Below are 11,284 nucleotides of genomic sequence, written 5' to 3'. Positions count from 1 at the left end.
GTGCTTCGGGGGAAGGTGTGCTTCGGGGGAAGGTGAGGGGGAGGGCGCCAGGGTACTGATGCCTGGCTGTTCCTGCTTTTCGGTGGCGGCTCTGCGCACCTGTGGCTTGTAGGCGATCCACAGCATCACGAACGTGATCGCCAGGGCCATGCAGATGCCGAGGCAAGTGGCCAGCCAGCGTGGCAGGAACCCTCGCTGGACGTACATGCCCTCCACGTCCAGCGGCGTCACTCCGGAGCGCTGCACGGCCAGCGTGTACGGCCGGTCCTCCTTGGAGCCGAACCAGATGATCTGACGCGGCTTCAGCGTCGTCTTCACGAACGCCGCCCGCCCCGGCTCGATCTGCACATTGGACGGATGGATGTCGTACGACAACTGATCGCCGTTGTCACTGCCGCCGACGGACGCGGTGATCTTCGTGTTGCCGAGGTTGTCCACCGCAAGCTTCGGACGTCCGCGGAAACGTCCCTTGACCGTCGGGGGCACCAACTCGGCCCGGACTTCGGCGAAAGGGGTGATCGTGAGATTGCCTTCGGGGACGGTGGTCGCCTCCGGGTGCTCGGTCGGTGTGATCCGTACCGCGTACGGGTTGGGCCCCGCCGTCGCGTCCGGCGTACGCGGCGGCGCGAACGTCAGGTCCACCGACCCCGTCGTCCCCGGGTACAGCCGCAGCACCTGCGGCTCCACGACCGTCCAGGGCGCCAGATCACCGACCGCCTCGAAGCGGTACTCGTCGACGACGTCACCGGTGTTGCGCAGACGCAGCCGCACCGTCGTACTGCCACCCGGGTCCACAGTCGCGGAGGCGGGTTCCAGGGAGGTCCAAAGGCTCACCCCCGGACGTTAAACGCAGCAGCGGTACAAGGTCAGCAGGCCCCGGGGCACGATGGGTGCCCGAAGAGGTGCAACAGGCTGCCCCGGCCCTCGCTTCGGGACCGGCTGAGGGTACGGCTGATGCCTACTGCGATCGTTGTCGCGAGTAGCCAGCCGGTGTCGTCCTGTGCGTAGCCCCACAAGTATGCATGGGCGGGGAGAGTAGCGCGATGGCGACGCTGCTTGGCGGGGTGGACCGTACGCGCGGCCGCGTCGTCCCCGACCCGACGGCAGGAGGCCGCGAGCTGCCCGTAGGCGTGCGGTACGAACCCGTCGGCATCGCGTCTCAGTAGAACCAGTCGTCGGGCGGCCGGCAGGCGGGGGCGAGTGCCTCGTAGTTCAGCCCCTCCAGCCGTATGCGGCCGGGCCGGACCCGGGATGAGCCTCGATGAAGGAGATCCATCCCGTGACCTTGGCGCCGGTGAGCCTGACCCTGCCCTGAGCAGTGAGGCCGGCTGCGTTGAGAACTGTGCCGACAGCAAGGTGGGCGGTGGGACACTCGCGCGCGGCCCGCCGACGCGCGTGAGCAACCGCCCGGCGTCCCGATGCCCCGGCCGCGGATGCTGTGCGTCCTGGACGACACCGGGTCCGCCGGAGTCGAACACCCGATACGGACGCTGCGGGCAGCGTCTGGCCGGCGTGCAGCCTGATCTGCCGGCGGCGCCTCAAGAATGCTCCATCAGGACGGCGTCACGAGCTCTTACGGCTTGTCGCGCCACTGCGAGAATTTCAGGCCGGGTCCAAGTCTGACCGAGGTGATGTCCTCGACGCGCCGGTGCGGAATGTGCTCGCTGGTCGAGCTCTCTATCGACCCTATGGCGAGACCCTCTTCCTGGAAGGGAACCCGGTCGACGACCTCGCCCTCATCGTCGAGAAAGTCCAGAGAGCCCGTAATGGCGTTGTAGTGCTGCTCGCGCAGAATGCCGTCCACCGTCATCCGCACCATCTTCTCCTCCCCCGAAGGGCGGGACAGGTGAAGATGCTCACGCACCGTCCGAGCCACCGCGGGTGACGTGGCTTCCGTGCTGACGGGGAAGACCTCGTCGTCACTCTTGTCGTCCAGGGTGTAGAGGAGCAGGCTGAGCAGTGCGGCGGACAAGGCCGCTACGGCGGCCCACGTCAGAAGGCGTGATCGGCGAGACATCCTGGCATCCTTGCACGTCGTCTCCATGCCCTCTCTCCCATGACTGCCAGACTTCTTTTTGCAGGCTTCGTCGGCCGCCGAACGACGTGGTGAGCCGGGACACGCGTCACACCCGGATCGGCCGGACTGCCGGTGCGCGACGATCAAGCTGTCAGTGGCTGATTCTAGAGTCAGCTCCATGACAGCAGACCTGGTCCAGGATTCATGGAGCCGCATCGACGCCTGGCTGCGCGAGCACGCGCCTCGCACTTTCGCCACGCTCCGGCCGCCCGCGGGCGTCGAGGAGATCAAGGCGGCACAGGATGAATTGGGCCTCACCTTCCCTCCGGACCTGGTCGCTTCACTGCTCCGGCACGACGGGGCGCTGGACGGACCGGAGACCTTCCAATTCAGCACGCATGACCGGCTACTGGAAGTGAGCGGGATCCTCGATGACACCAGGTTCATGCGCGCCGCCGCCGACACCCTGGACGAGGAGGACGAGGACTACTGGCAGCACGGCTACGTGAAGTTCGGTTCCTACGGGGCGACGTCCGACGGCCTCGTGATCGATTGCCGTACCGGGCGGGGCTCCTTCGGCGCGATCGGACGGTTCTTCGACGAGACCGGCACCAGTTTCGGGAAGGCCGACTCACTGGGTGGGTATCTGGCGGAGCTGGCCGACCGGCTTGAGTGCGGGCGGGACGCCGGTGTAGTGACGTTCAACGGCCGGCTGCTCTGGGAGTGGGCGATGCCCGCCCATCCGGAGTGGGGCAGTGCCGAAGATCCTCTTCCCGCACCGGATGAACAGCTCCCGGAGCTGGACCTCTCCTGCACTCCCACCGACCTCCTCCACGTAAGCCACCTGCACAGACTGGAGGAACTCGGTGCACTGCTCGCGGTCCTGCCGCGGGAGCGGGTGGTGGAAGCCGCTCAAAAACAGCTGCGCAGACTGGCGGTCGAAACGGGCCTGAACAAGTACCCGGAGGTCACGTCAGCCCTGGACGCGCTGGAGCGGGGCGAGGTCCCATCGCGGCCGGACCCAAGCGACCCGCTCGTTCTGCGACTGCGTGCGGTGCTCGCGCAGGCGAATGCCCACCGGGACGGCACTCGCCGGTGGGCCGCGGAGAAAATGGTTCACGGGATCTGGGGTTCGCCTTACCGGTCCGTGTGCGAGAGCGCGGGCATCCGCAGTCGCCTCACGGTCGACTGGCGCGCGGATCTGCACGCAGACCTGGGCGGGCCGTCACTGCCACCGATACCTGACGAACGATTCTGGGGCACCCTGCGCAACCCCGCCATCGACTCCAGCTGGTACGCAGCTCAGAACGCTCAAGATCAGGACTGACCCGGTTGCTCTTTTCTCATGTTTTTCAAGAAAAGGGCAATACCCACATAGGGAATGACGATCATGGCCAGGAATACCCAGCCGCCGGAATTTCCTGAGGCAAGCAGAAACACCCCGAACAGAACTCCCACCACCGCGAAAAATGAGGCGATGGTCATATATCGCTTGACCACCGCAGCCTGCTCCAGACTCCAGCCCATACGTGGCACTCGGTCTCCTTCTCCCGACGTCGGGGGTTGAGTGGGCGCGCCCACTCAGCCCTGGCACAACCCTCCCGACGTCTACCCCCGCAGGCTGCAGCCATGGTCGCAGCCGGACAAATTCGGTGCGGGGCCCGCGCCGTGCGGCCGACCGCGCAAACTGCACCCGCGCCCGCGCCCTCGCCGATCAGGTCTGGGGCGGGGTCACCGGCGGCACCGGCGGTACCGCGCCGCGCGCCCGCAGGTCGGCGGCGCCGCCCACGCCGAGCACCCCGGTGGTCCGCTCCAACTCCTCGGACGGCAGCGCCGACAACGAACGCCGCGCCACCGCCGACACCACCAGCGGCAGCACCGGACGCAGCGGCTGCACCAGACGCAGCCACGGTGGCGCGTAGACACTGACCGCGCGCCGCTCCACCCCGCGCACCAGCCATCGGGCGACCTGCTCGGGACTGTGCACGCGGCGGGCGGGCGCCGGCTGATGGGAACGCAGGGCCCGCAGCACCGGATGGTCGTCGAGGGCCGCGATCATGTCGGTGCCGGTCCAGTGCACGTACGCGATGCCCACCCCCACGCCTGCCGGACGCACCTCGGTACGCAGGGCCTGGGCGAACGACTCCACGCCTGCCTTCGACGCGCAGTAAGCGCTCATCAGCGGCGCCGAACCGAACGCGGCGGTGGACGCCACCTGGAGGAAGTACCCCCCGGTGCGGGCGAGTTGGGGCAGGAAGACGCGGGCGGTGTTCGCACTCCCGATCAGGTTGACCTCGACCACCCGGTCGAACAGCGATGCCTCGCACGCAGCGAACGGGCCCGCGGCGGCGATCCCCGCGTTGGCGATCACCACCGACGCGGGCCCCAGCCGTGCGTCGACGCTGCGGGCCGCGCCCTGGAGCGCCGCCTCGTCGGTGACGTCGACCTCGAAGCAGTGCGCCTCGGTCGGCAGCCCGGCCGCGACCTGGCGCAACGACTCAAGTTCCCGGCCCAGCAGCGCCATCCGCATGCCCCGCAGGGCCAGTCGGCGGGCCACCGCCGCTCCCACGCCGCGCGCCGCCCCGGTGACCACCGCGATCCGCGCGCCCGGTCCCTCTCCCGCCATGACCGCCTCCAGGCTCGCCCTTGCGACCCGCGCCGCACCGCGCGCCCGGTCAGTCGATCACGCCCTCACCCGGCCCGCCCGCCGGCGCGAGCTACGAGGGTGACGGCACCGCGACCCGGACACCGCGGGACGTGTCATCCGCCGTGTCGCTCCCCCAAGGTGAGGACGGCTTCGGTGACGACGGTCGTGCAGGTGCGGCTGATGCGGCATCTCAGGGTGTCCGGGCAGCGGAGCCGACCCTGCCCGCTGGACCGCTTGGTCCCCACCCGGTCCCCAAGAACACGCCAAAGGGCCCGCCGAATCCCTTCGGCGGACCCTCTGACCTGCGACTTCGTAAAGTCGGGACGACAGGATTTGAACCTGCGACCCCTTGACCCCCAGTCAAGTGCGCTACCAAGCTGCGCCACGTCCCGTTGCCCGTTGTGACCTGGGGTTTCCCCTGGCCGAACGCGCACCGAAACTCTACCGCACTCGGGTCGGTGGTCGCGCACTCCTTTTGTCCGCGTCATCCCCTGGCCGGCCTCCCGCCTCCGTCGTCCCGTCGCCGGCGACGGCTTGACCTCAATCTTGCTTGAGGTTGCACGATCGTCCGTATGACGACGACAGCGACGCAGCGACGGGACACGGACGGGTACGAGCAGGGGTACGGGCACGACGGCTACGCGGCGCTGCCCGGGCTGATGCGGCTGATGAGCGGGGACGAGAAGCACGGCCCGGCGGCGACCTCCACGCTCGACGCGCTCTGGGTGCTCTACGACCGGGTGCTGCGGGTGACCCCGGCGACGGTGGACGACCCCGGACGGGACCGGTTCCTGCTCTCCAAGGGGCACGGGCCGATGGCCTACTACGCGGTGCTGGCCGCCAAGGGTTTCGTACCGGCCGGCTGGCTCCCCGGCTTCGGCTCGTACGACTCGCCGCTCGGCCACCATCCGGACCGCGTGCTCGTGCCGGGCGCCGAGATCGGCAGCGGTTCGCTCGGGCACGGGCTGCCGATCGCGGTCGGCACGGCCCTGGGGCTGCGGGCCCAGGGGCTCGACGACCCGCGGGTGTGGGTGCTCGTCGGCGACGCCGAGCTGGACGAGGGCAGCAACCACGAGGCCATCGCCTACGCGGGCCCCGCCGGGCTCGACCGGCTGCACACCGTGGTGATCGACAACTCGTCCGCGAGCTGGGCGCTGCCCGGCGGGATCGCCAGACGGTTCGAGGCCGCGGGCTGGTCGGCCGCGACCGTCGACGGCCGGGACCACGAGGCCCTGTACGCCGCGTTCACCGCGCCGCATCCGGGACGTCCCCGCGTGGTCGTCGCCCAGGTCGAGCCGAAGGACGCCTGAGCAGCGGACGCCTTGGCCGCGGACGCCTGAACCGCACGCCGGGCGCCCACGCCCCCTTCCCTCCCCCCTCCTCCCGAAAGGTTTCCGATGGACTCCATGCGTGAGCGCTTCGCCCCCGTCGTCACCCGGCTGCTCGACGAGGACCCGCGGGTCGCCGTCGTCCTCGCCGAGATCGGTCTGGCCGGTTTCGAGGAGGCCCTGCGCCGGCATCCGGACCGGGTGATCAACGTCGGCATCCGCGAGCAGCTGCTGATCGGGGCCGCCGCGGGCCTGGCGCTGACCGGGCTGCGGCCCGTGGTGCACACGTTCGCCAGCTTCCTCGTCGAGCGGCCCTTCGAGCAGATCAAGCTGGACCTGGGCCACCAGGACGCCGGGGCCGTGCTGGTCAGCGCGGCCGCGTCGTTCGACTGGCCGGCGGGCGGCTTCACCCACATGTCCCCCGGCGACGTCGCCCTGCTCGACACCCTGGACGGCTGGACCGTGCACGTGCCGGGCCATCCGGACGAGGCCGCGACCCTGCTGCGGCACGCCGTCGCGGCGGGCGACGACAAGGTGTACGTACGGCTCTCCGAGCAGGCGAACGCGCAGGCGCAGCCCGTCGACGGCAGCCGTTTCCACCCCGTCCGGCAAGGGCGGGCCGGCGTCGTCGTCGCGGTCGGCCCCCTGCTCGACCCGGTGCTCGCCGCCACGGAGGGGCTCGACGTCACCGTGCTGTACGCGACGACCGTGCGGCCCTTCGACGCGGCGGCGCTGCGCCGGGCCACGGACACCGCCGGCACCGACGTGGTCCTGGTCGAGCCGTACCTGGCCGGTACCTCGACCTCCGCCGCGAACGACGCCCTCGCGCACCTGCCCCACCGGGTGCTGGGCCTCGGCGTCGGCCGCCGGGAACTGCGCCGCTACGGCAGCGTCGACGAGCACGTACGGGCGCACGGACTGGACGCGAGGACGCTGCGGGAGCGGATCGGCGGCTTCCTGGACGTACGGGAAGGGCTGCGGGTACGCGCGCAGGTCTGACCGGGGGCATCCGGCCGGAGGCAGGCGGAACACCGGTGGGACCGCGACCCCCGTGTGCCGCGCTCCCACCAGCCCCCGGATCATGCCACGCGGCACTGACAACGCCGGCGGGCCGACGGACCGGCCGCCCCCGGCGCGTCAGCCGCTCGGCACGACCCCCAACTCCGGGTAGGACTCCAGCAGTCGGGCCGGGGCCGCCTGCCGCCAGGAGTCCGCGAGGATGTCACGCAGCTCGGCCCCGTCCTCCAGGGCAGCGAGCCGCACCCGCACCCAGGCGGAGCCCGCCTCGTGGCCGGCGACCCAGAACTTCCCGGGCTCCGCGAGGACCAGTTCGTCGCGCTCCGCCTTGGGGCAGCGCACGGCCATGGAGGTCTCCTCCTCGGGCAGCGTGGCGAACATCTTCCCCGCCACCCTGAAGGTGGGCATGCTCCAGGCGATCTTCTCCACCGTCTCCGGGAGGGAGAGACAGATCCGGCGTACGTCATCGGCATCCTGCATGGAACGCACCGTAGCCAATGCCACTGACAATCAACTGCCGGGAGCGGTCACGCGCTTGTGGAGGACTCCGACAGCGCGTCGAGCACCGGCCGGATCAGCGGGTGGGCCTCGGCGCCCCGGCGCACCGCGGCGAAGACCCGGCGGGTGGGGGCGACACCGTCGACGGGCCGCACGACCACGCCCGCGAGGTCCATGCCGTGCAGGGCCGAGCGCGGCACCAGGGCGACCCCCGCGTCCGCCGCGGCGAGCGCGACGACCGCCCGGAAGTCGTCCGAGGAGTGTTCGAGGGAGGGCTGGAAACCGGCGTGCTCGCAGGCCATGACCACCACGTCGTGGCAGGGGTTGCCCGGGTAGGGGCCGATCCACGGGTCCTTCGCCAGCTCGGCCAGCGGCACCTGCGTACGGTCGGCGAGGCGGTGGTCCCGCGGCACGACGGCGTCGAACGGTTCGGCGTACAGCGGGACGTGCGCGAGGCGGGGGTCGTCGGCGTCCGGGGCGCCCCGGTACTCGACGGCGACCGCCACGTCGATCTGCCGGTCGAGCACCATCGGCAGGCTGGCGTCGCCCTCGGCGTCCTGGACGCGGAGCCGGATGCCGGGGGCCGTGCGCGCGAGCCGGGCCAGGGCGGGCGCGACGACGAGGCCGATGCCGGTGGCGAAGGAGGCGACGGTGACCGTGCCGGCCGAGCCCGAGCTGTACGCGGCGAGCTCCGCCTCGGCCCGCTCCAGCTGCGCGAGGACCGCGTTGGTGTGGCCCAGCAGGATCTCGCCCGCGGGCGTCAGCCGGACGCCCCGGGCACCGCGCTCCACCAGGCGGTGCCCCGTCTCCTGCTCCAGCGCGGTCAGCTGCTGGGAGACCGCGGAGGGGGTGAGGTAGAGCGCGGCGGCAGCGGCGGTCACCGTACGGTGGTCCGCGACCGCCCGGAGGATGTGCAGCCGCCGCGCTTCGATCATGCGGCTGATTCTCTCAGGGATTCGGCCCTCCGGAATTCAGCCGGCCCAGTCCTTCAGCCGGTTTCGGCGGCCAGCTGGGCGCGGGCCGCGACGAACGCGTCCACCGCCCGGTTCACGTCCTCGGTGGAGTGCGCGGCGGACAGCTGCACCCGGATGCGGGCCTTGCCCTGCGGGACCACCGGGTAGGAGAAGCCGATCACGTACACCCCGCGCTCCAGGAGTAGCTCCGCCATCCGGCCCGCGACGGTCGCGTCCCCGATCATCACCGGGGCGATGGCGTGGTCGCCGGGGAGGACGTCGAAGCCCTCCCCGGTCATCCGGGAGCGGAACAGCGCGGTGTTGGCGGCGAGCCGCTCGCGCAGGTCGTCCGCCGACTCCAGCAGGTCGAGCACCTTGAGCGAGGCGGCGGCGATCACCGGGGCCAGGGTGTTGGAGAAGAGGTACGGGCGCGACCGCTGGCGCAGCAGCGCGACGATCTCGGCGCGGGCGGCGACGTAACCGCCGGACGCACCGCCGAGGGCCTTGCCGAGGGTGCCCGTGATGATGTCGACCCGGTCCATGACGCCGTGCAGCTCGGGGGTGCCGCGGCCGCCGGGGCCGACGAAGCCGACGGCGTGCGAGTCGTCGACCATCACCATCGCGTCGTAGCGGTCGGCGAGGTCGCAGATCTCGCGCAGCGGGGCGACGTACCCGTCCATGGAGAACACGCCGTCGGTGACGATCAGCCGGCGGCGGGCGTCCGCGGCCTCCTTCAGCTGCTGCTCCAGATCGGCGAGGTCACGGTTGGCGTAGCGGAACCTGCGGGCCTTGGAGAGCCGGATGCCGTCGATGATCGACGCGTGGTTGAGGGCGTCGGAGATGACCGCGTCCTCCGCGCCGAGCAGGGTCTCGAACACCCCGCCGTTGGCGTCGAAGCAGGAGGAGTAGAGGTTCGTGTCCTCCTGGCCGAGGAACGCCGACAGCCGCGCCTCCAGCTCCTTGTGCACCTCCTGCGTGCCGCAGATGAAGCGCACGGACGCCATGCCGTAGCCCCAGCGGTCGAGCGCCTCGTGGGCGGCGGCCACGACCTCGGGGTGGTCGGCGAGGCCGAGGTAGTTGTTGGCGCAGAAGTTGAGGACCTCGCCGGGACGGCCGCCCGCGGTGACCCGCACGGTCGCGGACTGCGGGGTGCCGATGACGCGCTCGGGCTTGTGCAGCCCGGCGGCACGGATCTCGTCGAGGGTGGCGCGCAGGTCGTCGCGCACGGAGTCGAACATGGCAGGAGCTCCTGAGGCTGTAGGGGGTTACGCGGTCCAGTCGAGGATGACCTTGCCGCCCCGGCCGCTCGCCGCGTCCTCGAAGGCCGCCTCGAAGTCGCGGTGGCCGTAGCGGCCGGTGATCACGGGCGCGAGGTCGAGGCCGCCTTCGAGGAGGACGGACATCGCGTACCAGGTCTCGAACATCTCACGGCCGTAGATGCCCTTGATCGTGATCATGGAGGTGACGATCCGGGACCAGTCGACGGCGAACTCCTCGGACGGCAGCCCGAGCATGGCGATCCGGCCGCCGTGCGTCATGTTGGCGAGCATGTCCCGCATCGCGACCGGGTTGCCGGACATCTCCAGACCGATGTCGAAGCCCTCGCGCAGACCCAGGACGCGCTGCCCCTCGGCGATGTCCGACCCGGCGACGTTCAGCGCGAGGCTCACGCCGATCTTGCGCGCCAGGTCCAGCCGGTCCTCGCTGACGTCGGTGATCACGACGTGCCGGGCGCCCGCGTGCTTGGCGACCGCGGCGGCCATCAGGCCGATGGGGCCCGCGCCGGTGATCAGGACGTCCTCCCCGACCAGCGGGAACGACAGCGCGGTGTGCACGGCGTTGCCGAACGGGTCGAAGATCGCGGCCACGTCGAGGTCGACGGGCACGCGGTGCACCCAGACGTTGGACGCGGGCAGCGCCACGTACTCGGCGAACGCGCCGTCGCGGCCGACGCCGAGCCCCACCGTCGCACGGCACAGGTGGCGCCGGCCGGCCTGGCAGTTGCGGCACTTCCCGCAGACGAGGTGTCCCTCGCCGCTGACCCGGTCGCCCACGGCGATGTCGGTGACGGCGCGGCCCGTCTCCACGACCTCGCCGACGAACTCGTGGCCGAGCACGAGCGGCGCCCGCACGGTCTGCTGCGCCCAGCCGTCCCAGTTGCGGATGTGCAGGTCGGTGCCGCAGATCCCGGTCCTGAGGACCTTGATCAGCACGTCGCCGGGGCCGACGGCCGGCTCCGGTACGTCCATGAGCCGCAGCCCGGGCTCCGCCTTCTCCTTGACCAGCGCCTTCAACGGGGCTCCCGTGCGTGAGGTCCCGGTTCCTGGCATGCCTCCCGGCACGCCGGAGGACACCCGCACCGGGGAGAGGAGTGGATTCGCCCAGCAATCTGCCGTACGCCGGTGCCCCGGGTCCATCGAGGATTTCTTAAGCGCCGCCGCAGCTTTCCTTCACACCGGTGCCGGCACATCGGTGCCGGTCAGAAGCCGCCCTCGCGCAGTTCGAGCTGGTCGACCAGTTCCACCGCCATCGCCTTGATGGTGTCCAGGCCGGACCTCCCCCACGGCCGGGGCCGGACGTCGGTGACGCAGACCGTGCCGAGCGCGATGCCCGTGCGGTCCAGGAGCGGGGCGCCGAGGTAGGAGCGGATGCCGAACTCGTCGACGACCGGGTTGCCGGCGAACCGCGGATAGTCCCGCACGTCCTCCAGGACCAGGGCCTTGCGGCGGACCACCACATGGGGGCAGAAMCCGTYGTCGCGAGGCATGTGGCGGCCGGCCCCGAACCGCGCGCCCGGCGCCCGGCCCCCGCTCCCGTCGCCACC

Annotated in this window: 12 protein-coding genes and 1 tRNA gene; 3 read left to right on the top strand and 10 right to left on the bottom strand. The window is 71.2% G+C overall.

Features of this window, described 5'->3' with window-relative positions:
• Together FGF04_RS11625 and FGF04_RS11620 are read right to left on the bottom strand one after the other, a co-directional pair.
• A partial coding sequence (locus tag FGF04_RS11625; protein WP_223146373.1) for a COG1470 family protein occupies window positions 1–834 on the bottom strand: 834 nt, incomplete at its 3' end.
• 739 nt (window positions 835–1,573) lie between these two features.
• Window positions 1,574–1,972 (bottom strand): hypothetical protein, encoded by a 399-nt coding sequence (locus FGF04_RS11620; protein ID WP_149511199.1) that lies wholly within the window; start codon window positions 1,970–1,972, stop codon window positions 1,574–1,576.
• 223 nt (window positions 1,973–2,195) lie between these two features.
• On the opposite strand from FGF04_RS11620, the gene FGF04_RS11615 reads away from it, so the two are divergent.
• The gene (locus FGF04_RS11615) at window positions 2,196–3,344 is read left to right on the top strand and encodes an SMI1/KNR4 family protein (RefSeq protein WP_149511198.1); all 1,149 of its coding nucleotides are present in this window, start codon (window positions 2,196–2,198) and stop codon (window positions 3,342–3,344) included.
• Here FGF04_RS11615 and FGF04_RS11610 read toward each other — a convergent pair.
• The 3 genes from FGF04_RS11610 to FGF04_RS11600 all read right to left on the bottom strand — a co-directional run bounded on the left by FGF04_RS11610 (window position 3,335) and on the right by FGF04_RS11600 (window position 5,056).
• Window positions 3,335–3,544 carry a hypothetical protein gene (locus FGF04_RS11610; RefSeq protein WP_149511231.1) on the bottom strand — a complete coding sequence of 70 codons (210 nt, stop codon included), beginning with the start codon at window positions 3,542–3,544 and terminating at the stop codon, window positions 3,335–3,337. The genes FGF04_RS11615 and FGF04_RS11610 overlap by 10 nt on opposite strands.
• Before the next feature lie 187 nt (window positions 3,545–3,731).
• Complete coding sequence (locus tag FGF04_RS11605; protein ID WP_149511197.1) at window positions 3,732–4,643, bottom strand: short-chain dehydrogenase/reductase; 912 nt, start codon at window positions 4,641–4,643, stop codon at window positions 3,732–3,734.
• Between the two features lie 339 nt (window positions 4,644–4,982).
• Window positions 4,983–5,056: transfer RNA gene (locus tag FGF04_RS11600), tRNA-Pro, on the bottom strand.
• Window positions 5,057–5,236: 180 nt separating this feature from the next.
• Between FGF04_RS11600 and FGF04_RS11595 the strand changes: the two genes are divergently transcribed.
• A complete protein-coding gene (locus tag FGF04_RS11595) occupies window positions 5,237–5,974 on the top strand; it encodes a transketolase (RefSeq protein WP_408055605.1) in 738 nt (245 codons plus the stop codon).
• A gap of 87 nt (window positions 5,975–6,061) precedes the next feature.
• Window positions 6,062–6,991 carry a transketolase family protein gene (locus tag FGF04_RS11590; protein WP_149511196.1) on the top strand — a complete coding sequence of 310 codons (930 nt, stop codon included), beginning with the start codon at window positions 6,062–6,064 and terminating at the stop codon, window positions 6,989–6,991.
• Between the two features lie 138 nt (window positions 6,992–7,129).
• Here the strand turns inward: FGF04_RS11590 and FGF04_RS11585 are convergent, their stop codons facing one another.
• From FGF04_RS11585 to FGF04_RS11565, 5 genes are all read right to left on the bottom strand, one after another.
• A complete protein-coding gene (locus tag FGF04_RS11585) occupies window positions 7,130–7,489 on the bottom strand; it encodes an MmcQ/YjbR family DNA-binding protein (RefSeq protein ID WP_149511195.1) in 360 nt (119 codons plus the stop codon).
• Window positions 7,490–7,536: 47 nt separating this feature from the next.
• Window positions 7,537–8,442, bottom strand: a complete 906-nt coding sequence (locus FGF04_RS11580; RefSeq protein ID WP_149511194.1) for a LysR family transcriptional regulator — start codon at window positions 8,440–8,442, stop codon at window positions 7,537–7,539.
• Window positions 8,443–8,495: 53 nt separating this feature from the next.
• Window positions 8,496–9,698, bottom strand: coding sequence for a glycine C-acetyltransferase (locus tag FGF04_RS11575; RefSeq protein ID WP_149511193.1), 1,203 nt, complete (start codon window positions 9,696–9,698; stop codon window positions 8,496–8,498).
• Window positions 9,699–9,725: 27 nt separating this feature from the next.
• The gene (gene tdh, locus FGF04_RS11570) at window positions 9,726–10,754 is read right to left on the bottom strand and encodes an L-threonine 3-dehydrogenase (protein WP_149511192.1); all 1,029 of its coding nucleotides are present in this window, start codon (window positions 10,752–10,754) and stop codon (window positions 9,726–9,728) included.
• 185 nt (window positions 10,755–10,939) lie between these two features.
• Window positions 10,940–11,284: GAF domain-containing protein (locus FGF04_RS11565; RefSeq protein WP_149511229.1), on the bottom strand; the 345-nt coding region annotated here is incomplete at its 5' end.

The sequence above is a fragment of the Streptomyces apricus genome (assembly GCF_008369065.1).
GTDB lineage: Bacteria > Actinomycetota > Actinomycetes > Streptomycetales > Streptomycetaceae > Streptomyces > Streptomyces apricus.
This window is presented reverse-complemented; position numbering and strand designations above follow the sequence as displayed.

What these genes read in the sequence shown, in the direction of transcription:
- FGF04_RS11605 (WP_149511197.1), bottom strand. Translation starts at nt 4,643, where the DNA reads ATGGCGGGAGAGGGACCGGGCGCGCGGATCGCGGTGGTCACCGGGGCG.
- FGF04_RS11575 (WP_149511193.1), bottom strand. Translation starts at nt 9,698, where the DNA reads ATGTTCGACTCCGTGCGCGACGACCTGCGCGCCACCCTCGACGAGATC.
- FGF04_RS11580 (WP_149511194.1), bottom strand. Translation starts at nt 8,442, where the DNA reads ATGATCGAAGCGCGGCGGCTGCACATCCTCCGGGCGGTCGCGGACCAC.
- FGF04_RS11610 (WP_149511231.1), bottom strand. Translation starts at nt 3,544, where the DNA reads ATGGGCTGGAGTCTGGAGCAGGCTGCGGTGGTCAAGCGATATATGACC.
- FGF04_RS11585 (WP_149511195.1), bottom strand. Translation starts at nt 7,489, where the DNA reads ATGCAGGATGCCGATGACGTACGCCGGATCTGTCTCTCCCTCCCGGAG.
- FGF04_RS11590 (WP_149511196.1), top strand. Translation starts at nt 6,062, where the DNA reads ATGGACTCCATGCGTGAGCGCTTCGCCCCCGTCGTCACCCGGCTGCTC.
- FGF04_RS11615 (WP_149511198.1), top strand. Translation starts at nt 2,196, where the DNA reads ATGACAGCAGACCTGGTCCAGGATTCATGGAGCCGCATCGACGCCTGG.
- FGF04_RS11595 (WP_408055605.1), top strand. Translation starts at nt 5,237, where the DNA reads ATGACGACGACAGCGACGCAGCGACGGGACACGGACGGGTACGAGCAG.